The sequence below is a fragment of the Campylobacter rectus genome, from assembly GCF_004803795.1.
Taxonomy (GTDB): Bacteria; Campylobacterota; Campylobacteria; order Campylobacterales; family Campylobacteraceae; genus Campylobacter_A; species Campylobacter_A rectus.
In genome coordinates this window covers 713,852-736,513 of the sequence record NZ_CP012543.1, presented here as the reverse complement: position 1 = coordinate 736,513, position 22,662 = coordinate 713,852, and the positions used below count along the sequence as shown (strand labels likewise).

Here is a 22,662-nt window from a genome sequence, read left to right as displayed (position 1 = left end):
GTATGCGTTTTCAGTGATAAAGTTAAATTTTTGCATATATTCATTTTAAGTTTCGCCGAAGTTTAAGTCGTTACTATTTCGTCAAGATTTTAATACGAAATCAAATTTATTTACAAGGAGACGCAATGTTTAGCGCAAGAAATCAACTACAAGCTCAAATCACGGAGGTAAGAGAAGGAGCGGTAAATTCGCTCATCGTAGCAAAGCTACAAGGCGGAGAGACGGTAAAAGCGACCGTAACCGTAGATAGCCAAAAGGCTTTGGAGTTAGCGGTAGGTAAGAAGGTGGTTTATCTATTTAAAGCTTCTTCTATCATAGTAGCCAAGGGCGAAGACAAACTAAAGTTAAGCGCTACCAACCAACTAAAAGGTAAGGTGGTAAGAGTAGTAGAAGGTGCGGTAAACGCTGAAGTAGATATAGAGATAGCCGGCGGAGATAAGCTAAGCGCTATCGTTACCAACGAATCCGCTAAAAACCTATCTTTAAAAGCAGGCGATGAAGTAACGGCTATCATCAAAGCTACTCAAATCATCGTCGGGGCGTGATTTGATAAGTAAGCCTGCTTGCTCTTTTAGCTGGCGGGCTTTGTCTATTTTTGCTTATTTGAAGGCATACTTGGCGAAACGACTCTTTTAACTAAAGCAAAAAGTTAAAGCCGTAATTTAATCCGCTATCCGCGTCACAAGCACGTTTGGCATCTGCAAACGCAAGCTATCACTCGTAAAGGCGTTAAAGCCCGGGATTTAGTATCCCTCTCAGCTCTTCATCGCTTAGTTCGTAGCGGTAAAATTTGAGATAAAATTTCTTTACCTCGTCTTCTAAATTTAACTCGGTAAAATTTTCAGGATATAGGACTTTTGCCAGCCACAACGGATATAGCGCGCCTTCGGCGCTGCGCACACTCCATAGATACACGCCGCTAGGCACGACGAAAATTTGCCCCTGCCGTACCGCTTTTAACTGCGTAAATGACGGATTTTTAGCGATTTGCTCCTTGCTGGAACGCGAGTTTGTGATTATCACATCTGGGTTAAAAATGATAACTTGCTCTTCGTTTAGCGCCTTTGAAATTTTAAAATCCTCTTTGCTGATCTCTGAGCTCAAATTTATCCCGCCGGCGATTTTTATATACTCCGCGCCGATGTCCGAGCTGCTGATGGTACTAAAATTTCCGGAGTTGAAATTTAGCACCAAAACGCGCTTTTTAGGCTCGATCTTTGCCGTGCGTTCGCTTGCGAATTTCACGTTTTCGTCGAAATACGCGTTAAATTCTTTTGCGCGCTGCACGCTCTGCCCGCCCCAGATCTGCGCGATCTTGCTAAAGCTATCCTGAATCTCCTTCACGTTTGACATCTTATCAACCTTCACGACCGCGATGCTTGCGGCCTCTAGCTGCTTTTTGGCGTTTTCGTCAAACATCATCCCCACGGGACCGAACACCACCTGCGTTTTTGAGGCGATGAGAGTCTCGACGCTGCTACCCAGTATACCGCTTTGATTGCCGCTCGTGCGGATTTTTGGGAAAATTTTCTCCATCAACGGCGGCAGCCTCGTCGCGCCTGAGATGATACGATCTTCGTTACCCAGCATCGCGCTAACCTGCACGAACGCCCCGATCATCGGCGTAGCTCGCTCTATGACATCCGGAACCTGAACCTCCTTGCCGTCGCTATCAAGCACGACCCTAGCCTGCAAAATAACCGCCATCGCGGCCAAAAATAGAATTTTTTTAAACATTTTCGCTCCTTTGTTTTTCTAAATTTATCGTAAATTTTAGCGCTTTATGAAATTTTAAAATTTTACTCGCACAAAACGACTACTCGGCAAATTCCATCTTTTGAAATTCCTTTCTTGGGGGTAAAAGGAGCTTTACTTCGCCTGCGGCTCGTAACTGCTTCTTGAAAAGCTGCGAGCAGAATGCGAAGCAGAGCAGACCTACTTACGCTCTGTTTACAGCTACGAGCGAAGCGGTCTCAAACCCGTAGGGCGACGGTAGCGAACGTAGTGAAGCTAAAGTAGAGCGTCGCCTTCCTTTGCGTCGTGCTACGCACTCGCAACTGCCAGAAGCAGACCCGCCCCCGTCTGCTTGCAGCTGCGAGCTTGCGAAGCAGAAACCCCCACCTACCCCACTGCACGTTAGAGGTTGCTGCGCGCAAGTTTAAATTTATTGGCCCTATCACGCCTAAATTTGCAAATTTAATCTCGTCAAATTTAACGTTTTCAAGATGTGTATCTCAACGTATAAAATTTGCAAATTCGCCTTCAAATTTGAACGCAAAACGATAAGGCGAAGTATCGCGAGATGATTTTAAATGTTTTGAAGTAAATTTCGTCCCAAGATAAGGCATATAGCCTATCGCAGGGCGAAATTTACGAAATCATTTAAAAGCGCTCGCGAGACGAGCCATTTTTTAAAAAGACAAGCCGTCTCAATCTATAAAGTCACAATATAGCGACGCAGGAATAATGCTCCTCCCCCTCTATCTCGTTTCTCACCACCCTTATATCCGTCCCGTAGATCTCGCGCAGATTTTCGCTCGTAACCACATCTTTTGCCGCGCCGTAGATGTAGCTCTTATCGCGCCCCAGCATCGCAACTTTCGCACCTACATAAAAGACCTGCTCGGGCTGATGCGAGGTCATCACGACGATGTATCCGTGCGCGGCAAGCTCCTTTATCTGGCGCAGGACGCGCATTTGATTACCAAAGTCTAGATTGGCCGTGGGCTCGTCAAGCAAGATGACCTTCGAGCGCTGCGCCAAAGCTCGCGCGATCAGCACCATTTGCCGCTCGCCGCCGCTTAGATCGGTGTAAATTTTATCCTTAAAATCACCCATTTTTAACGTTTCAAGCGCGCCCAAAGCTACGCCCTCGTCCTCCTTGCTCGGTCGCTCAAACATTCCAAGCCGCGCGTTTGCACTCATCATCACGACGTCAAACACGCTAAAGGCAAAGGGCGGCACGTGCGCTTGCGGCACATAGCTGATGAGTTGCGCGCGCTGTTTGTCGCTCATAGCTAGCACGTTTTCGCCGTCCGCTAAAATTTCGCCGCCAAGAGGCTTTAAAAAACCCAAAATCGTCTTAAACGTCGTCGTTTTGCCCACGCCGTTGCTACCGAGTAGGCAAAATACGTCGCCGTCCGCGAGGCTAGCGTTAAAATTTTCTATCACGGTGCGATCATTGTAACCGCAGCTTAAATTCTTGATCTCAAGTCTCACGAAAAGCCCCTTTTGCTCTTATAGAGCAGATACACGAACACCGGCGCGCCGATGAGAGAGGTGATGACGCCCAGCGGTATTTCGCTCGCCATTATGCTGCGCGCGGCGGTATCGACGATGAGCAAAAACAGCGCGCCGCTAAGCATCGAGGCGGGCAAGAGCGTAGTAAAATTCGCCCCCACGGCAAAGCGCACGATGTGCGGGATGACAAGCCCTATCCAGCCTACGATACCGCAAAAGGACACGCACGTGGCGGTCAGCAGCGTAGATGCAGCGATGATGATGATATTATAAATTTTGACATTTAGCCCCATCGCGCGGGCTTCCTCTTCGCCAAAGCTAAGCGCGTTTAGCTTGTAGCGCAGCATAAATAGCGGCACCAGCGAGATAGCGACGACTGCAAGCAGGACGGCTAAATTTTGATACCCGCCAGTGCGAGCGAGGCTGCCCATCAGCCAAAAGGTGATCTCGGGCAGCTTATCCTCGCTATCGGCTAGAAATTTCATCAGCGAGCTCACGGCGCCGAAAAGCGATGAGATGACGATGCCCGTTAGCACCATCACGAGCAAATTTATGCGCCCCTTTGCTATCACGCCGCTGATAAAAACGACCGCGAACACCGCCGCAAGCCCAAAGCCAAACGCGCTTAACTGCACGCCGATATAATTAAAATTTAAGATGATAGCGATGCTGGCTCCGACCGATGAGCCGCTACTGACGCCAAGGATATCAGGCGAGACCAGAGGGTTGCGAAAGAGCCCCTGATACACCGCGCCCGAGCTCGCAAGCGCGGCGCCAACGAGCACTGCAAAGAGCACGCGCGGCAGGCGGATAAGCATCAGTACAGCGTAGCTTTGCGGCTCGCTTGGTTGCTCGCCAGAGATTGCCGCCTTAAAATGCGCCAAAATCTGCACATAGCTAAGCTCGAAACGCCCTACGCCAAGCGCCGCAAATGCCGCGAGCGCGACCGCTACGGCTAGTAGAATTATGATTTTTGAGTTGCTCAATGCTTTCCTCTTTTGTTTGGTTTTAAATCCGATTTTGTTAAATTTATTTTGGCATTCACCACTGTAAATTTTACCGATTTACGGGGATGTTTAAAATGACGATTTCGTCAAATTTACACAAGCGTTTAAAATGCCTCAAATTTTACCGGTTAAATTTTAGCATCCGGACCCACACGGCGAGAATGCTAAAATTTGACCGTAAAATTTTACGCTATTTGTTTTTATGTTGGGGGCTTAAATTATGTTCTGCTCTGCAGTTCGGCCTCTTCTTGCTTGCAAGCTGCTTTAGCAGAGCAAAGCGACAGTAGCGAACGTAGCGAAACTAAGTAGAGCGCCCTTTTCTTTGCGTCGTGCTATGCACTCGCCTTGTGCTTAGCTGCACTTCGTTTGCTACTGTTAAGACGCACTCTCTTTGAGAGCTGCTAAAGGCAGACCCTCTCCTATGCCCTCTCCAACCCCATTGCACGTGAGCGGTTGCTGCACTGCGTGCAGGTTAAATTTGCATTTTCAACGTGCGGGTCTCGGTGCGTAAAATTTGAAACCGAATTTTGCAAATTTGACCCCTAAATTTGAATGTAAAACGATAAGGCGAAGTATTTTTCTTTTTACTTCGCACAAGCGCTCGTAACGCTCTGCTTGCAGTAGCGAACGCAGTGAAGCTAAACTTCGCTACGAGGGGGGGGGAGCGAGGCGGAAATGAGCCGAGCGAGGGCGCATACATATAGTATGTAACCGAGCCTCGGCGAAATTTCCTTCTGCTTGCAGTTGCGAATGCAACGAAGCAAAGCGAAGTATAAAGGAAAAAGACAAGCCGCCTAAATTTGCGAAATTTCTCGTACGTCCCACCACATTACGTAGCTCCTCGCCCTTCTTTCAAACCTCCACCCGCTCGCCGTTTGCGTCAAATATTTATCCACGTTTGCACGGTAAATTTTCTCCTTCGAAGTAGGAATTTCACCTGCAAATCTAAAATGCTCGTACGCCTCCTCGCGGCTTGCGAACTCCTTTTCGTAGATGTCCTGCATGATATGCACATTGGGGTTTGCGCCCATGTCGTAGAGCATATTAAAGGTCACGTTGTAGCCGAACATTCTATCGTTTTCGCGCGCCTCTTCGCGTCTCTTTCGCTCGCAAGTCTCGGACGCGCAAGCTCGCCGCTCGCTCTCGCCGGCCTCCTGCGGCTGCTCATCCGCGACGCCTTGCAAAAATCCCTGCCAAATTTCGCGCAGGCTACTTTCAAAAAAACACATTAAAACTACGTATTTTTTAGCGGTTTTGTTTAGCTTTTCGATATTGCCGAGCCCTACCGAGCGTGATGCGATGATGACGTCGTGCTTGCCGATCGCCTCTAGCGCGTCATCGTCAAGCCAGCTTTTTTGCAAAAATTTTATATTTTTTAGCCCTGCGTTTTGCGCGTTTTGGCGGGCGAAGCTTAGCATCTGCGCGAATGCGTCAACGCCGGTTACGCTGCGAGCGATCTTTGCGAGAGGCACGATCAGCCTGCCCGGTCCGCAGCCCACATCCAGCACGCTATCTTCCGGTCCAATCGGCAGTAGCGATATCGCTTGCGCCGTCGAGCGCGCCTCCATACGCGTCATCTCGTTGTACATATTGGCGACTTCATCCCAGTTTACGCCGCCGCCCCTAGCTTTTTTATCGCCGCCCTTTTCTTGCGGCAAGCGCCTCATTAGCGACGCAAATTTAAGATCGCGAAGCACTTTCCAATTCACTAGCCCCTGCATTGACTCTCCAAAATTTTAAAATTTGACTTGAGCCGATAGCATAAACGTTCTATCATAGCTCCTAAACAAATTTGTGCCTGAGTTTTTGACCTCTCCGTCAAGCGAACCAGGGAACATACCTACCCAGTATTTTTTATCAAAGACGTTATTTACATTAAATCTTATCGTTGTTTCCTTGCCTAGCCACGCTTTAGTCGTGTATCTAGCGCCCAGATCCATCGTGAAGTAGCCGTCCACGCTTTTTGTATTCAATTCATCCACATAGCGTTTGCCCGTGTAGTGAAAATTTGTCGTAAAGGCGAGTTTTTCGGTATTTGGCACGACAAAGTCAAAGAGTACGTTAGCCTGCACTTTTGGCTCTCCGATCATCGTTTTACCCTCAACCGAGCTTTTTGCAGACTTGTTCATCTTAGGATCGAGGAATGTCACGCCGCCGTAAGCGCTCAAATTTGAAGTGAGTTTGCCGCCGCTGGTTAGCTCTAGACCTCTATTTCTCTGCTCTCCTTGTTCGCCAAATATCCCATCCACCTCATAATAAGTCGGTCTAGTGATCTGAAATACCGCCGCACTAAGGTCAAACTCCGCAACTCGAGCCTTTACGCCGAGCTCATACTGCTCGCTTCTATAGGGCTTAAAACTGATGGTTTGACCATATAGCGGGTGAGTAGGCCGATAAACGGACGGGTCGTAAAATTTGCTAGTGCCGTCTTGCAAACTGTCGGCATAAGTGAAATAGACGTTTAAATCCGGCGTTATCTTATATACGACGCTTCCGGCCCAGCTGACACCGTCTTTTTTATAGCCATTTTTTTTAAACCAAGTATTTGAGGCCGAGAGTATGACGTTCCAGCTCTCGCCAAAGGCGATGTCATCGACGATAGAGATGTTTTTCATATCGGTTAGCAGCGATCTGCCTTTGCCGCTTGACCATTTGTAGCCGTTTAAGGCGGTGGCGAAGTTATGCTTAACGCTACCGGTGTTAAAGTCCGCTTGAGCCTTTAAAAATGCGCTAGGTACGGTAAATACGCTATCGCCACTTCTGCTTCTGATGGCCTTTTGCCACTGATAGCCACCTTCGAAATACCAAGCATCGGTCGGCGCGTATTTAAATTTACCGCTAGCCGTTATCGTTCTCATAAACCTTTCCTTACCGATGGATGCGATCACGCTCGAGACGTCCGGGATATTTCCCATGGCGATACCGTTTCTGCTAGTTATGCGCGCGCTGTTATAGTAGCCGCCCATAGTGTGCTTATAGTAGCTGAAGTTTGTCTCGAAAGTAAGATCATCGGTCGGATAAAAATCAAGCGCCACTGAAGCCAGACGGCGTGAGGTGCGACTGTGTTTAGGCTCTCTTTCGCCTGCAGTGTAGTAAAATACTCCACGGTAGCCGACTTTTTCAAATTTATCCGAAGTATCTAGGCCGATACCCAAATTTCCCCTTGAGATATAATCGCCCCAAACAGCGTTATAATCGGCCATAGGGCGTTTGCGAGAGTAGCTAAAGATACCTGCGGGACTTTGTCCGCCGTAAAGCGAACCGGCAAGGCCGTTTTGCACCTGAAGGCTTTCAAACATCGTCATCGGTATGGCTGTCGTAGAAACTGCGTAAAATCCATCCCAAAGCACGTTACCTACGACGCTTCCTTGAAAACCGCGAGTTTGCGGGCGCCCCATCTCGCCGCCGCCTCTATACTGAAGCTGCGCGGACGGAAAATACTTGACCGCTTCGTCGAAGGCCTGCACGCCTTGATTGTCGAGCACTTCTTTAGAGATCGTATTTACCTGATAAGGCATATCAAAAACTTTTTTATCTGCTAATGGTCCACTAGCGACTTTTTTGTTTAAGATTCCCTCATCAATACCGCTTTCGCTGATGTTGTCACCGATACTATTTACCTCGACCGCTTGAAGCCTGACCGTTTCAGCTGCGTTTGCCTGCGCTGCAAATAGCGCTAAAACAGCACATACAGCGACTGAAATTTTAAATTTCATTTGGACTCCTTTTATGATATGTTAAAATATCTATTTTTATATTTTAATGTAAGGATATTACACATTATTTCCTTAATATGTAATTTAGAAACAATATATTTTTATAATTTTATAAAATTTACATTTACTTTATTGGGGCGTTCGGTTAAAATCGATTTTCATAAAATTTGAGTGAAAAAAGCGGGCAAAGATGCTAAATTTATGCTTTAATCGAACTTGAATTGCTTTTTAAGTACTACGAATGCAAAACACAAGAGAAGTAAAAATTTAGTTTAGAATGGACACATAGTTCACCTAACTAGATTTTTACTAGCTCCGTTAAAGCGCTCACAAAACAAGCCGCTTTAAATTCTAAAATTTGACTTCGGCAGATAATATAAACGTCCTACTCTCGCCAAGGCTTAACCCCGTGGTGCCCGCCACTCTCGTGCTGCCGGTAGCCGCGCCGTCCATACTCGCAGGCGAAATTCCCGCCCAATATTTTTTATTAAACACGTTATTTACGTTAAATCGCAAAGTGGTCTGTTTACCAAGCATCGTGCGGCTAGTATAGCGCGCACCAAGGTCGGTCGTAAAAAATGCGGACGTCTTTTGCGTATTTAGATCATCGGTGTAAAATCCGCTGTTGTAGTGGAAATTTGCGCTAAACGCAAGCTTATCGGTGCCCGGCACGAGATAATCAAAGAGTAAATTCGACTTGATCTTTGAGACGCCCGTTACGTTTTTATTATCCGCACCAGCAAGCTTCGGATTTTTAAGCTTAGAATCGATAAAAGTCACGCCGCCGAACACGCTCAAATTTTGTACTAGCTTGCCGCCAGCCATTAGCTCCAAGCCTTGATTAATCTGCTCGCCTTGCTCGGCAAAGGTGCCGTTGCTAACGTATGCGATCGGACGCTGTATCCTAAATAGCGCCGCACTTAGATCAAGTTCGCTTATGCGAGCCTTTGCGCCGATTTCATATTGTTTGGAGCGATACGGCTTTAAAACTACGATCGTACCGTCGGCGTTTACGCCCTGATCGCCTTTTTGCAAGCTATCCGCATAGGTGAAATATAAACTCACATCCTCGATAGGTCGGTAGATAAAGCTTGCTCCGTAGCTAAGCCCCGATTCGTCGTATCTCGTTTCAAGCGGATTGGCGCGGTTGTTGCCGGCACGGGATCTGGTTTTTATCCACGCATTTGAGAGGCTTAGTAGGATGCTAAAATTTTCATTTATAGTAATGTCGTCCAAAGCCGTTAAATTTTTCATCTGCGTTTGCGTCACTTTGAAAAGATTCGAGCCGTTGCGAGTGTTTGGACGAGCGAAAACATGCGGATCGCTCATACTATTGCCGCCGGAGTTCGCGTAGCCGCTAACGGGCGAGTTGGCAAATCTAAACGTATTCCAGCTATAGCCATTTGCCTGAAGGCTAAGATCGTGCTTTAGTCCGAATGTCTCAACGTCCGTCACGGCCTTTAAATAGCCGCTTGGTAGTTCATAACGGTAATTTGGGATGCCGCCAACGTGATATACGTTAAAGTCGCCGTTATTGCTGTAGATGTCGTTTATGATGCGATGCGTATCGCGATCGACGCGCTGCCACGCAAAGCCGCCCTCAAAATACCAGCGATCGGTCGGCGCATATCTAAGCTTGGCGCTTAGCATCGTTTTTTTTAGATTCATTCCGCCGAAAGGCTGCCCCATGCCGGCTACGTCGTCCCTCCTGGCTTTTGGAATTTTATACTTCATCGCGCCGCCCGTTACGGGGATGTAAAATAGCCCTGCAAAGCCGTGCGAACGGTGCTCGTAGTAGCTCGCGGCCGTCTCTATCGTAAGCGCATCCGTCGGGTAAAACTCAAATACCCCCGAAGCCAAACGGCGCTGCAAATTTCCGTATCTGTGCCGCGCGCCATCGCTGCCGTAAAACACGGTGCGGTAGCCGAATTTTTCAAATTTCATCGAGCTATCAAGTCCGAGCCCAAAATTTTTGCGGCTTACGTAATCACCCCAGATCGTATGCTCATTATCCACGGGACGCTTTTTAGTGTAGCTAAAGATGCCGACGGGATTTTGTGCGCCGTAGAGGGAGCCTGCGAGACCGTTTTGTACCTGAAGGCTCTCAAACATCGCCATCGGCGTCGCAGTAGTGGCTACGGCGTAAAAGCCGTCCCAAAAGACGTTGCCAACAACGTTTGCGCCAAAGCCGCGCGTCTGCGGACGACCGGCAACCGAGCCGCCGAACATCGTGATCGAAGCGGACGGGAAGTATTTGATGACGTCCTCAAAGCCGTTTACGCCTTGATTGCCCATCGTCTCTTTGGTGATAGTATTTATCTGATACGGCACGTCCAGAGCGCGCTTGCCCGCCAAAATGCCGTTTTGCACGTTTTTGCTCAAAAAGCCCTCGTCGATACCGCTGTTACTGATATTATCACCGACGCTATTTACCTCGACGGCTTCTAACTTAACGGGGGCGGTATTGACGGACTCCTTGGCGTTTGCTTGAGCGGCAAATATTGCAAAAACGGCACAAGCCGAAACTAAAATTTTAAATTTCATTTAGGCTCCTTTTGTTGTATATTAAAATATTTATTTTTATATTTTAATAGGCCGATGTTATATCTTATTTGCTTAATATTCAATTTTATCCATAATATATTTTTAGAATTTGATGAATTTATATTTACTTTTATGGCTCATTCGATTTAAATTTAAGTTTTACTAAAATTTGAACAAACAAAAGTGGTGACGAGGCAATAGAGGGACCAAATTTGAGCTCGGATATACAAGCTCAAATTTATGGATTAGCATTTTTATAAGTCATAGTTAATGAAAACAGCTTTTAAATTTCGATATTGTGCAGCATCCGAACAGCATTATACAAATAGCGCAAAAACTTATAGTTATTTTTTGGAGCCTATAAAAAACGCTTGAGATCCACTCGATAACGATATTAAAATATATGTCAATTTTATTATCATTTTGATGCTAAAAGCAGATGGATGAAGTAACTGCTATCATCAAAGCTACTCAAATCATCGTCGGGGCGTGATTTGATAAGTAAGTCGGCTCGCTCTTTTAGCTGGCGGGCTTTGTCTATTTTTGCTTATTTGTTTGTTAAATTTAAAGCAGAGCGTTCGTTAAATTTGACTATCGAATGTTTTACGGCAGCTTGCAAAGCCAAATTTGAATAAGCCGGCGTCCGCTAAATTTGAACGATTTGCTTACTAAATTTTGCCGAGCAAGAGCCGTTCTGGGCAATTTACTCGGCTGAACAAAGCAGGCTAAATTTGGCTTGCTCGCTCGAATTTGGATGGATAACCCTGGTTGATCTCTTGCCAGTTTGCCGATTTAGATAAATCAAACGGCTAAATTAGAAGGCTTATTCATTAAATTTGATCCGATTTTCAGGCTTGCCCATAAATTTAAAGCCGGCTTGAGATTTAACCTTGTCCGCTGATTTGATTTATATCATATCGCAGATCCATTGGATTTAAAGCCGGTATTTAACCGACGCATCAAATTTAGCCGTTTGCTTTGACGGCTTTGCTTGCTTTACTTGTTAAATTAAGCAAAAGACTGCCGAGTGCGATTAAAAAGCTTGCTTGGCTAAATTTTGCTTTAGATTTGGTATGCAAATTTAAGCTTTGCTTGGATAAATTTTAGCAACGGCTTTAATAAATTTACACTTCGCTTAAGTAAATTTAAGCAGGGTTCCTGAAAGCTACGCAAATCCCGCTTTATCTAAATCGCACTTGTGCGTTTTGTTTTACAGATACTAAATTATGATTATTTTTTACTCAATTTTAACTCTTTATTTTATCTCAATTTAATTTGTAAAAACCGCAAAAACTAAATCAATCTAAAATTTATCCGTTTTATCCACCCGCACGAACGCCCAGTGCATAAACTCCTGCTTAGGCGCACATTTGCCGCTATTAAAATACTCCGCCAGCCGCGCTTCCTCCGTGCTGCTTAGCTCGCCGCCAAGCCCCCAGCGAGTTTTTTGCACAAACTCTTCGGCGCTCGTCGCAGGACCCGCACTGCATGGGCTTTTGATATAGCTAAGGCTCGGCAGATAACCCATTTGAAACAAGATGTTTAAAAGATAGACGAAGTCGGGCTTTTGCTCCACCTTGCGCCCTATCGCGTCTAAAATTTCCTCGTCTACGAAGCTGCCGCCCACCTTAAACGTGATATAAAGCGATTTTTTGGTCTTTGAAAGAAGCTTGCCAAGCGCGGTTTTTAAATCGTCCACTTCAAGGCAGCGCGAGGCGAAAACCACGTCGCACTCGGGCACGTCCGACCAGTCATCTTCAAAAGCTTTTTGCGCAAATTTCACGTTTTTCGCGCCGTAAGTTTGAGCGTTCCCGCGGGCAAACTCTAGCATCTTAGGCGAAAAATCGTAGCCGTAAATTTGATCTACTTTTTTAGCCGCCAGCACGCTTAGCGCGCCCGCACCGCACGCAAAGTCAAGCAGCGTAGAAACGCCCGTAAAATCAACCTTGTCTATAAATTCTCGCGCATAGGCGCTTTTCATCACGCCCTCGTTAAAGCTGGGCGCCTTTTTGTCCCAGTCTGCGGCAATTTTTTTGCCGAACGAGCTTCTCGCCTTTTGCGCCTTATAAAGTGCGTCAAAGTCGATCTCGTCGTAGTTTGAAGGTAAAATCATAATTGTCCTTTTTTAAATTTAGTAGCAAATCGCACTGACTTTTTACTATATTTTAGCGTAAATTTTCATATCGTACTCAAACTGCTTAAAATTTTAAACCGTCGAGCAAAAGCGGCGGAGCATACTCGCTTTTTAAATACTTTGCCTGCCCATAATCCTTTAAATTTTCACCGAACAATCGCGGATAAATTTTAAAAAGCCTGTTCATAAATCAAAACGCTCGCGCTTATTTGCCCCTTGCTTAAATCGCCGCTTTGGACTTATTGCAAAGCCTCCAATCTAGACGCTATCACCTTTTGCATCGCTTGATTTTTCTTGTTTTTGGCTAAAATTTGTAGCCTCCTTTTGCCGATGCGTTTGTCGGCAGCCTTTAGGATATTTGCGAGCCCCCATTTATCGGCATCGAAGTGCTTTGCAAACAGCTCCTCTTTTGGCGTGTCGATATATTCGCGGATAAGCTCGCCGATGTCGCTTATGTCGTTACCATACGGATAAATTTTCGTTAGAGCGCCCTGTGCTAGGCTTTTTACGCCGCCGCTTTTTAGCACGAAATCCTTCGGGTAATCAAAAATAATCTCGCCCGCAAGCGTGATAAAATATCGCGGCAAATCCGTGCTGCCGCACCTGCTTTGCATCCTATAAACCGTGCAGTGGAGCTTAAAATCAATGCTTTCATCCACGAGCTCGTAAAGCCGTTTTTGAAGCTTGCTCCAGCGTTTCATTTTGCCTCCCATTATCTATTTATCGCCTCTTGCGGTTTCGCGCGTAGCTTTTGCCGCCCTTTGCGATGATCGCGCCTGAAAGCTGCGCGCCTTTTCTATTTTTTGCAAATCCGCTTTGTAAAATTCTGCCGCGCTAAACGGTCTCCCAAAATCTCGGCTCCGTCTTGATCGCTCCTCGGTTTTTCTCGCGCAAAATTTGCAAAAATTCTTTAAAGTTTGGCGTAAAAATCGAAGCGGCGGGCGCAAATTTATACTCGCTCGCGCCGTCCGCAAAGCGGATCCGCCAAATCCTAGCATGATTTATCCGTATTTTTGTAACCTCAAACGCTAAAATTTGCTCAAATTTATACCTCGCCGCGAGCTTCTGTCCGTTAAAAACGTAGATGAAATCCTGATCAAACCAAAGGCTCTCGCACGAGATAAAAAATCGCTCCAGCCAGAACAAAAACGGCCTCACGGAAAGCCTTTTTATCGCTCTTGTCTCGCTTATCTCATTTATCGCGGCAAGCCGGCGCGGGCTAAGCTTGCGAGTATTACGCCGAATGAGCGCCCAAATAATCCCGCCCAGAAGCAAGACGCTAAAAATTACGATTAAAATTTGAATTAAAATTTCAGCCATTTAAAATTCTAAGTCCTTTTACAAATGCAAATTTCGCCTCCGTATCGCCCACAAACGAACTTTTGCTAAAATCCGCCTCCGCGCCGTTTGCAAGCTCCTCATAAAGCTTATAAAATCGCCCTTTGTGCGTGCAATTGCTTAGGCAGATGTTGAAAAACGCCTCCGCCGTGTCCCTGCCGCCGAAATAATAGACAAAGTAGATCGGGCGCAGATCGAAAGCGCTTAGATTTTTGTTAAATTTAGCCCCGCGTCGCATCATAAACTCCACCGCTTTTTGTTTATCCTCAAAAAGCTCAAAAATAGGCAGTGCGTAGTCCTTGATAGCCGCGCTAATCTCCCGCACGCTGGGTTCAAAGCTAGCGCCCGCGAGTGCCGGTCGCGAAACTGTTTGCGCGGCGCGAGATAGCCCAGGTGCGATACGAAAACAAGATCGGTCGAGTAGGACAGCTCCTCTTGCATCAGCTTTTTTAGGCGCTTGCAGTAGATCGCGACCTGCGGTAGGATGCTCACGCTGCCGGCGTAGTTGCGCATGCTGGAGCTGAAATAAATTTCAAACGAAATATCTTTGTCGCTTGCGAGCTTCGTTAGTTTTTGTCCCTTTTGCGTGGGCTTGAAGTACGCAAAATTTGCCGCGATCTCATTGCAGCCGTTTAAATTTTGCTCCCTGTAAAGTTTTTATACTTCCTTATTGAAAGACTATTCTCATTTATAATGGTAAAATATAAATCTACTATATAATATTTTACATATTTTAAAATTACATTATTATAAATAATGCAAGTATTGTTAGAGCTTTTTTAAAGTGCATTTTAATGGATTCATACATTCTTTTAATTTTATATTTGCACTAAAAAATAATATTTCTTTTCCTTCTCTTGAAGTTGCTGCCGTGTGTTTAAGAGAGTATTTTATATTTTTACAGCCGTCATATAGCTTTTCAATCTCAGGTGTGTCATCATATGAAACTATCCATTTTACGTTTATCAAATTTTTAATTCTTTCTCCAACTGTTAGGTGATGAAATTTTTTATAATGATTCATATATAAGGAATCGCTTTTGTTATAATAAGGTGGATCAAAATACAATAATGTATCATTATAGTTTTTATTTTTATTTATTATTTTATCAATCAAAACAAGCGCATCATTATTATGTAAATCTATAGCACTTCTTTTTTCTGATATCTTACAAATGCGCTCTATTAGGGTATTTTTGTTAAATCTACAGTCCATTTTGTATATTCCATTTTGTTTATAACCCCCTATAATTCCAGCCTTGATTATCCCGGATCTATTTGTCCTATTTAAAAAGAATGTTGAGAATCCAAGATCAAGCAAATTTGCACTTTCCTTTATCGCTTGGATATCTTTTTGCCTTTTCCACTCTTCTAATGTTATTGGCGTATCTTTAATTAATCTGCATAAGGCTTCTGTTTGATATAGTACGGAATACCAAAATGCGTATATAGAGCGGTCTTTATCATTAATAGTAACTCTTTGCACAAAATTTTCTAACAATAAAAATAAGGCTACAGATGCCCCGCCCGAATATGGTTCCACATAGTGGTTTTTTATTTCATTATCATAACAAATTTGTGCAATAAAAGGAGCTAGCCTATTTTTTCCCCCTGGGTAACGCAATGGAGAATATATCACTTTTTATCTTCTTTGATATCTAATAACTCTTTGAATAATGGAAACAAAAAGTCCCAAAAGCTATTGACAAAATCATTGTGTAAATAACAAGTATTTTCTTCATGAATATAACCATTTAATATTGCCAATGAATAAGTAGAACTATCATCTAATAATTTAGCCACTATTCTTTTAGTGTGTCTCGACGACAATTCTCGTTCTTGGATATAACTTAAACGCTTGGTAAGAACGATTTCGCAAAACTTATTACCATAGTACTTTCTGATATCTTCCTCAATATTTTTTGATTGAATGTAATGTAACACCGCCAAATCTAAAAATACCCTTAATGATGCAGCCTTTACATTTAAATATTTTTTGCCTATTGCTTTTAATTCTTCAAACAATCCGTTTAATCTATAATCGGAACTATCTAGTTGATATATTGAAGGTATTAGTTTGTTTCTATGTGGATCATTTTTTACTATATTTTTATTAGTTTCTTTTTCGTTGCTATTATCAATAGAAACGGTATTTTCTTCTTTTATTTTCCCTCTAATGATACATTCGTCCTTTTCTCCCAAATTTACTTTGGGTAATTTTTCCAGTATTTCATCTAGGTTGGTTGTAATTGTTCGTGTATTTATATCTATTTTTGAATCGCTGGTACTAATAATATTTTTAATAAGTGCGCTATAGGCAATTAAAAACTCTTTTTTATTCTTTAATTTTAAATCAGTATTTTCAAATTCTATTCCCCATCGCTCCTTTACAGATTTATTGCTAAAAAATCTTTCTAGTATAGTAACGGGAAATTTGTGCGATATGGCTTCCCTATACTCTTGCTTAGATAGCACGCTTTTTACTTCATCAGTTTTTATCAGATCCAATAAATGCAACACTCTTATAAAATTTTCAAGTTCTCCTTTTGTCATTTTCGTGACAGAATAAATTTTATTAATATCTCCTGAATATTTATTATATAAATCAGTTATCCATTTTTGTTGTTGAATTCTTGACCATGGGCGTTGTAATGAAGACGCGTTGTTTCGTTGATTGATATACCATTCGGCATCCTCAAATGTAGGAGCTATATTAACTGATATTTTTTCGATATCTTCTCTATGCACAGAATTAGCCAGCTTGCGCACATATCGCCTGATGCTTTTAGGCGCTTTATCGGGATTTCTTAGTAGCTTTAAAGCTATAACGCGTCTATTCCCTTCTGCTACATAATATTTACCATTATTTTCTTGGCGCCAAACAACAATAGGATCAGCCGGCACAAACCCTTCGGAGATAGATTGCAGTAAATCAAAAAAACTACTTTTATCTGCTTCATCCGCAATCAAGTCTTCTACAAAATCAACTATAGTAAGATGCTTTTCATCTGGATTTAAACGAGGATTTTCATCCCACAATCTAAGCTGATCAACGCTACGCAAATAACGTTTATTTAACCATTCATATTTATTGTCCATATTTTTCCTTTGTTGATAGTACCATACACTTTATTTGATGGTAATACTATTGACTTTTGAAAGTATACCACATATTGAAGTTAAATAATATATGAATATTTATTATTTTTCAAAAAACTATTTGTAACTTTATATATTATACTAAGATATAGAAATCAATTGCTTTATGCTTACAACCTATCCTCGTATCTTTCGTAGTTTATGCCGTAAATTTTATCGATATTTTCGGCGTTTATGAGCTGCTCACTGCGCCCGAATGCTAAAATTTCGCCGTCTTTTATAAACAGCGTCAAATTTGAAACAAACTTCGCGTGGCGCGGGTAGTGCGTCGTCTGCACGAAGGTATAACCCTCGTCCCCCAGCGCTTTTATCATCTCGAGCAGTTTGATTTGATTGCCGAAGTCCAGTCCGTTTGTCGGTTCGTCCATAAAGATCACTTTCGCGCCCTGAACCAGCGTGCGCGCGATGTACGCCAGCTGCCGCTCGCCGCCGCTAACCCTCGTGTAGGGCGCGTTTTTTAGATGCGCGATGCCCATTTTTTCCAGCGCCTGCTCGGCTAGCTTTTTATCCGCTGCGCTAAAGCTAGAAAACAGCGGCGTCCTGCACAGCGCACCCATCAGCGCGACGTCAAAGACGCTGTAGTCATAGGACGGCGCGTGCGTCTGCGGCACGTAGGCGACGAGGGATGCGAGCTCGCGTTTGCCGTAGTCGCGCACGCTTTTGCCGCCGATTAGCACCTCGCCCTCAAATTTTAAAAATCCGAGCATTATGCGAAGCAGGGTGCTTTTGCCGCTGCCGTTGGCGCCTAGGATACTTAGCGTATCGCCCGTCGCGACGTCAAAGCTGATGTCCTTTAGCACGGGCTTGTCACGGTAGGCAAAGCGCAAATTTCGCACTTCTATCAAATTTTCTTGCATCAAAAGCTCCTCTTGGCACGGCGCAGCACGATGATAAACATCGGTATGCCAAATAGCGAGGTCACGATGCCGATAGGGATCTCAAAGGTAAAAATGAGCCGCGAGAAGCTGTCGCAAAAGAGCAAAAATATCGCGCCGATCATCGCCGAGCTAGCCAGAACCGCGCGGTTGTCGGCGCCGAAGATAAAGCGCGAGATGTGCGGCACGATAAGCCCGATCCAGCCGATGATGCCCGCGATCGTCACGCTAAGCGCGCTAACGAAGGTCGCAACTAGGATGATGAAAATTTTAACTCGCGCCACGTTTACGCCCAGGCTCTTTGCCTCCTCTTCGCCAAGGCTTAGCGCATTTAGGTATTTGCCGCTAAGCGCCAGCAGTAAAACGCCTGCGCACATCGGCAGGATCGAAATTTGGATAAAGCTTTTGGACGCAAAGCCGAGGCTTCCCATCAAAAAATATGTGATCGCAGGAAGCGCGTCGTTGGGGTCTGCGGCGTATTTTAGTACCGAGAGCAGCGAGGTAAAGAGCGAGCCGCTGATGACGCCGCCCAGAACCAGCACGATGACGCTACCGCTACGCGAATACAGCGCCGAGATGCCGAGCGCCACAGCCACGGCAAGAAAGCCGAAGCCAAAGGTGCTAAGCTGGATGAGATACTCGTTAAATTTGAAAAACATCCCGACCGCCGCGCCAAATCCCGCGCCGCTTAGCACGCCCAGGATCGAGGGGCTAACGAGCGGGTTTACGAACATCGCCTGATATGCCGCACCGCTGATCGCGAGGCTAGCGCCGATGAGCACGCACGCAAGTATGCGCGGCAGGCGAATTTCAAGCAAGAGCGTGTGCATGACCTCGAAATCTTTTAAGCTTTCACCCCGTAGCAGCGCCAGGGCGTAGCGCGCGTAGTCCTCTGCGCTAAAGCCGTATTTGCCAAGTAACATCGAGCCCGCGACGCAAAGCGTCAGCAGGATGGACAAAAACGCAAACGCCTTTTTGCTCATTTTTCTTTACTCACTCGGCGCCCCGTCCTAAAATTTTATAAATTTGCTCGTCTGTGAGCTCAAGATCTAAAAATAGCTTGTAAAACTCGCGCGTCTCTTTAACCATGTCAAATTTAAACGCCTCGGGATAGGTTAAGCTTATCAGCCATTTTAGCCCCAAAAACCTCATAAACGAAGGCGGGCGGTCAAACCACGAAAAGGGCTCGCGCGGGATGTAGTAGGCCTTTTTGTTTTTCACCGCGCTTAGCAGCTGCCACTTCGGGTCGCCGTAAATTTTATCAAACAGCTCTTTTTCGTAGATGAGGATGATATCCGGGTCGTATTTTACTAGCTGCTCGAAGCTGATTTTTACGCGTCCGAAGGATTTGGCGTTTGGATCCTCGCTACATTTATGCACGTTCTGCGCGCCGGCTCGCTCGATGAGCGTCGCGTGCCAGGAGCCCTCGCACTCGGTGGCTAGCCCGTCGCCGCCCTGCGCGTAGTAAATTTTCACCTTTTGCAGATTATTTTTCCTGATGTATTCCTCGATCTGCGCGGTTAAATTTAGCGATTCGCGCGCATAATTTATGAGTTGCGCGGCGCGCTCCTGCTTGCCCGTCACTTCGCCTAAAATTTCAAACCCGTCCAGATAATCCTCAAGCTGCACCGCGCTTAGATAGAGCATCGGCTTTTTAATCGAGCCGAAGACCTCGCTCATCTTTTTAGTGTTGCGCGAGCTTGCGTTTACGAGGATGAGCTCGGGGTTTAGGCGCAGCAGCATCTCGACGTTTGGAATTTTACCCTGGCCGAAAAAGCCGCCCACGACGGGCTGCTCTTGCACCTCTTTTTTGACGTAGGGCCGCTCGTAATCGTTCCACTCGAAATTTACGCCGCTGATTTTAGCGGGATCAAGCGCGTAAAGCATATATAAAAGCGGCGGCGAGCTCGCGTAAATTTTAGACGGAATACCCTGCAGCTGCTCTATGTTTTCGCTGTTTTGAGCGATGTAGTCCTTGATCTGCGCTTCGCTTAGAGCAAAAAGCATGCTCGCGGCACAGAGAAATAGAAATATTTTTTTCACCGTTTTTCCTTTTAAAATTTTTTATTTTACAAGTATAGCAAAAGAAATTTTAAAACAGATTTATCTTCGCTAGACGCCTTTTAGTCGCTAAATTTTAAAATTTAGAAAAGGCTATTTTAAACCGCGGGACGCAAATTTAATTTTAAAATTTGAATTTAAATTTAAAGAGGCGAGCGGCCCGAGATGAAACCCAAAACCGCACGCAAGTTGTATGAAATATTAGGCAAGATGCAACCGTCTAAAACCTGTTAAAATTTATATCTGATATTCGAGAAAAATACGCGACCTTCCTCGGGATAGCCCTCGTCGTACTCGTAGTTTTTATTAAACAGATTTGACACTCCCGCTTCTATGCTCAAGCTTTCGATTGGTTTATACGTTAGTTTTAGATTGGTTACGCCAAAGCCCGCCAGCCTAGTCTCCTTTTCGGATAGGACGTATTTTCCGGAAGAGATTTCTTGCGATACGTAAGCGGAAAGCTTAGGCGTGATCTTGTAATCTGCGTATAGAAAAGCCTTGTGCTTGGGCAGATTATACACCTTGGCGTCGCTTTTGTCGTTTGTGACTACGATATATGAGTAGTTACCGCCCAGCTCAAGGTCCTTCGTCGCAAAATATCCCGTACTAAACTCAAAGCCTTTATGAGTCGCTCGATTTATATTTACAAACATATCTCTGGTTTGACCGTTTCGCGTCTCTTTTCTAAGGCCGAAAGCGTCTTTTACCCTCGAATAAAATATTGCCGTTTCGATCTTTAACGTTTCGCCGAAAATTCTTTGATAATCTATTTCGTAGTGGTTCGCTACCTCCGGACGAAGTGCGGGATTTGCGAATGTTCGGCCGAATCTCTCGCTATATCTGTCTTTCATACTCGGAAAATAGGTCTTTTTCGCGTAGCTTAAGCTAAGCTCGTCGTTGCCGTCAAAACTGTGCTTATACGCCACTTGGTAGTTGAAAGCCGTCTCCTTTTTCAGATCCGTAAAGCTGTAAAAATGCGGTTTTTTGGCTAAAATAGAGCCGTATTTTTCGGCCTTTTTCGAATCTCTGATATCGTAGTCGACGCCTAAAATGAGTTTGTTATAATCGGTAAATTTATACGTATTTTCCAAAGCGAAGCTATACATAGCGTCTTTGGTCGTTTGGACCGGCTCGCCGTCGTTGTGCTCCTTGTGCTCGTCAAATTTATAATTTGCCGCAAATTTCAACGTATCTTGATCGCTCACGTCGCCGCCTACTTCCGCGCCGAAGCCATAGGAGTGGTCTCTATAATGGCTATTAAATGCATATCTTTTCTTTTGCGTGTTGTAGTTTTTGTCGTCGAACGATCTTAAGTCGTTTTTAAATTTATCGTAATACGCTTTCGTATTTACGTATAAACTATTTAAAATTTGCGTATGCGAGAGGAAATAGACGCTTTCTTTGTCCCACATCGGCCAGTCCCAGTAGCGACTATAAGCTTTGTAGCGGCCCGCATAACGAGGGGCTTGTTTTCTGCCTTTTTGATTGTTGTAAGCGATCGCGTATTCGTCGGTTTCGTTCGGAGTAAAGCCTATTTTGAAGTTAAATTTTTTATCTCGCTGCACGGAGTTGTCGCGTCTGCCGCCGTCTTCATCGTCGTTGATAGGCATATTAAATTTAGACGAAAGCTGCTGACCGCGATCTTCAAAAAAGCTGCCGCCGGCTTGCAGATAAAACAGCTCCTGCTTGGTTCCGATATTAAAATCTATGTTGTTGCCGACGGTTTTACTGCTCTTGCCAGCTTCAAATCCATAGCCGATCTCACCCTCAAGCTCTTTGCTAGGCTTTTTGGTGACCAGATTTATCGCGCCGCCCATAGTGTTCGGTCCGTAAAGCACGGAGCTGGCGCCTTTAGAGATTACGATGCGCGACAGATCAAACGTTGTAAATCGTCCGTAATCGATATAGCCGTCGTAAGGGATATAAACGGGGATGCCGTCGATAAAGACGGGCACTCTTCTGGCGTTAAAGCCGCGAACGTAAAAGGTCTGCTCGGCTCTTCCGCCGCCGCCTTTGCTTATTTGCAGGCCGGGCGTACTATAAGCGACCTCCGAGAGGCGCTTGATCTCGTTTTTCTGCATATTTTCCTCGTCTATGATGACGACGTTCGTATCGCTTTTTTGCGCGCCGCTGACGTTTTCTACGACCTCGACTTGTCCTAGCGTAAAAACCTCGCCGTGTAGCGCTATAGCGGCACAACATGCGATCAAGCTAATCCTTTTCATCATAACTCCTTTAGGATTAAGTTTTTATTTTATATTTTGTGAAATTACGTTTTTAACGGAATTAATATTATTAAAATATAAAAAGATAATTTTATTTTATAAATGGTTAAATTTAACTTAAAATCGAAGTTTTTAAAATGAAATTTAAATTGCCGCTCTGCACCAAACTCGGACGAGCTTGGCGGCGAGGTTTCGACGGGCTCGCTTGCAGGAGAGTTTGCCGCGTTTGACGGCCGATTCACATCGGTTTCATTTACTGCGCCCTATCGGCTTTTGTCTAGCCTTTGCGCCGACTGCGACTTTATATAAAAATTATAAATATATCCTTGGATAGTGCTTTTATATAAATTGCGCAATTCATTGG

The 22,662-nt window shown here is 44.8% G+C and carries 17 protein-coding genes; 1 reads left to right on the top strand and 16 read right to left on the bottom strand.

Annotation, left to right across the window (positions count from 1 at the left end):
* Positions 1–125: 125 nt before the first annotated feature.
* Entirely contained in the window at positions 126–545 is a 420-nt protein-coding gene (locus CRECT_RS03550; protein WP_004320755.1) for a TOBE domain-containing protein, read from the top strand.
* 184 nt (positions 546–729) lie between these two features.
* Here CRECT_RS03550 and CRECT_RS03545 read toward each other — a convergent pair whose 3' ends face one another.
* The 16 genes from CRECT_RS03545 to CRECT_RS03470 form a co-directional block, all read right to left on the bottom strand.
* Positions 730–1,737 (bottom strand): ABC transporter substrate-binding protein, encoded by a 1,008-nt coding sequence (locus CRECT_RS03545; RefSeq protein WP_004320768.1) that lies wholly within the window; start codon positions 1,735–1,737, stop codon positions 730–732.
* Positions 1,738–2,442: 705 nt separating this feature from the next.
* The gene (locus tag CRECT_RS03540; RefSeq protein ID WP_002944355.1) at positions 2,443–3,219 is read right to left on the bottom strand and encodes an ABC transporter ATP-binding protein; all 777 of its coding nucleotides are present in this window, start codon (positions 3,217–3,219) and stop codon (positions 2,443–2,445) included.
* A complete protein-coding gene (locus CRECT_RS03535; RefSeq protein WP_002944521.1) occupies positions 3,216–4,226 on the bottom strand; it encodes a FecCD family ABC transporter permease in 1,011 nt (336 codons plus the stop codon). The genes CRECT_RS03540 and CRECT_RS03535 overlap by 4 nt, the downstream gene beginning before the upstream one ends.
* Positions 4,227–5,041: 815 nt before the next feature.
* A complete protein-coding gene (locus CRECT_RS03530) occupies positions 5,042–5,968 on the bottom strand; it encodes a class I SAM-dependent methyltransferase (protein ID WP_039888013.1) in 927 nt (308 codons plus the stop codon).
* A gap of 15 nt (positions 5,969–5,983) precedes the next feature.
* A complete protein-coding gene (locus CRECT_RS03525; RefSeq protein ID WP_002944479.1) occupies positions 5,984–7,963 on the bottom strand; it encodes a TonB-dependent receptor in 1,980 nt (659 codons plus the stop codon).
* A 351-nt stretch (positions 7,964–8,314) separates the two neighbouring features.
* A complete protein-coding gene (locus CRECT_RS03520; protein WP_002944369.1) occupies positions 8,315–10,507 on the bottom strand; it encodes a TonB-dependent receptor in 2,193 nt (730 codons plus the stop codon).
* A 1,303-nt stretch (positions 10,508–11,810) separates the two neighbouring features.
* The gene (locus CRECT_RS03515; protein ID WP_002944401.1) at positions 11,811–12,620 is read right to left on the bottom strand and encodes a class I SAM-dependent methyltransferase; all 810 of its coding nucleotides are present in this window, start codon (positions 12,618–12,620) and stop codon (positions 11,811–11,813) included.
* 260 nt (positions 12,621–12,880) lie between these two features.
* Complete coding sequence (locus tag CRECT_RS03510; RefSeq protein WP_100067262.1) at positions 12,881–13,342, bottom strand: SF0329 family protein; 462 nt, start codon at positions 13,340–13,342, stop codon at positions 12,881–12,883.
* A 133-nt stretch (positions 13,343–13,475) separates the two neighbouring features.
* Positions 13,476–13,961 carry a hypothetical protein gene (locus CRECT_RS03505; protein WP_002944505.1) on the bottom strand — a complete coding sequence of 162 codons (486 nt, stop codon included), beginning with the start codon at positions 13,959–13,961 and terminating at the stop codon, positions 13,476–13,478.
* Entirely contained in the window at positions 13,954–14,304 is a 351-nt protein-coding gene (locus CRECT_RS03500; protein WP_157752372.1) for a hypothetical protein, read from the bottom strand. The genes CRECT_RS03505 and CRECT_RS03500 overlap by 8 nt, the downstream gene beginning before the upstream one ends.
* A 443-nt stretch (positions 14,305–14,747) precedes the next feature.
* Positions 14,748–15,617 carry a DNA adenine methylase gene (locus tag CRECT_RS03495; protein WP_002944315.1) on the bottom strand — a complete coding sequence of 290 codons (870 nt, stop codon included), beginning with the start codon at positions 15,615–15,617 and terminating at the stop codon, positions 14,748–14,750.
* Complete coding sequence (locus CRECT_RS03490; protein ID WP_002944416.1) at positions 15,614–17,077, bottom strand: ParB/RepB/Spo0J family partition protein; 1,464 nt, start codon at positions 17,075–17,077, stop codon at positions 15,614–15,616. Before CRECT_RS03490 ends, CRECT_RS03495 begins: the two co-directional genes overlap by 4 nt.
* Positions 17,078–17,247: 170 nt before the next feature.
* Positions 17,248–17,994 carry an ABC transporter ATP-binding protein gene (locus CRECT_RS03485; RefSeq protein ID WP_002944519.1) on the bottom strand — a complete coding sequence of 249 codons (747 nt, stop codon included), beginning with the start codon at positions 17,992–17,994 and terminating at the stop codon, positions 17,248–17,250.
* Positions 17,994–18,995: a FecCD family ABC transporter permease gene (locus tag CRECT_RS03480; RefSeq protein WP_002944425.1), complete on the bottom strand. Its 1,002-nt coding sequence runs from the start codon at positions 18,993–18,995 to the stop codon at positions 17,994–17,996. Before CRECT_RS03480 ends, CRECT_RS03485 begins: the two co-directional genes overlap by 1 nt.
* 10 nt (positions 18,996–19,005) lie before the next feature.
* The gene (locus CRECT_RS03475) at positions 19,006–20,055 is read right to left on the bottom strand and encodes an ABC transporter substrate-binding protein (RefSeq protein ID WP_039888007.1); all 1,050 of its coding nucleotides are present in this window, start codon (positions 20,053–20,055) and stop codon (positions 19,006–19,008) included.
* A 248-nt stretch (positions 20,056–20,303) separates the two neighbouring features.
* On the bottom strand, positions 20,304–22,298 hold the full coding sequence (locus tag CRECT_RS03470) for a TonB-dependent receptor plug domain-containing protein (protein ID WP_002944392.1): 1,995 nt from the start codon (positions 22,296–22,298) through the stop codon (positions 20,304–20,306).
* Positions 22,299–22,662: the final 364 nt, after the last annotated feature.

Bases quoted from the DNA above. Each gene is read 5' to 3' on its own strand.
- CRECT_RS03490 (WP_002944416.1), bottom strand. From the start codon at position 17,077: ATGGACAATAAATATGAATGGTTAAATAAACGTTATTTGCGTAGCGTT.
- CRECT_RS03470 (WP_002944392.1), bottom strand. From the start codon at position 22,298: ATGAAAAGGATTAGCTTGATCGCATGTTGTGCCGCTATAGCGCTACAC.
- CRECT_RS03550 (WP_004320755.1), top strand. From the start codon at position 126: ATGTTTAGCGCAAGAAATCAACTACAAGCTCAAATCACGGAGGTAAGA.
- CRECT_RS03545 (WP_004320768.1), bottom strand. From the start codon at position 1,737: ATGTTTAAAAAAATTCTATTTTTGGCCGCGATGGCGGTTATTTTGCAG.
- CRECT_RS03530 (WP_039888013.1), bottom strand. From the start codon at position 5,968: ATGCAGGGGCTAGTGAATTGGAAAGTGCTTCGCGATCTTAAATTTGCG.
- CRECT_RS03520 (WP_002944369.1), bottom strand. From the start codon at position 10,507: ATGAAATTTAAAATTTTAGTTTCGGCTTGTGCCGTTTTTGCAATATTT.
- CRECT_RS03480 (WP_002944425.1), bottom strand. From the start codon at position 18,995: ATGAGCAAAAAGGCGTTTGCGTTTTTGTCCATCCTGCTGACGCTTTGC.
- CRECT_RS03525 (WP_002944479.1), bottom strand. From the start codon at position 7,963: ATGAAATTTAAAATTTCAGTCGCTGTATGTGCTGTTTTAGCGCTATTT.
- CRECT_RS03485 (WP_002944519.1), bottom strand. From the start codon at position 17,994: ATGCAAGAAAATTTGATAGAAGTGCGAAATTTGCGCTTTGCCTACCGT.
- CRECT_RS03515 (WP_002944401.1), bottom strand. From the start codon at position 12,620: ATGATTTTACCTTCAAACTACGACGAGATCGACTTTGACGCACTTTAT.
- CRECT_RS03510 (WP_100067262.1), bottom strand. From the start codon at position 13,342: ATGAAACGCTGGAGCAAGCTTCAAAAACGGCTTTACGAGCTCGTGGAT.
- CRECT_RS03505 (WP_002944505.1), bottom strand. From the start codon at position 13,961: ATGGCTGAAATTTTAATTCAAATTTTAATCGTAATTTTTAGCGTCTTG.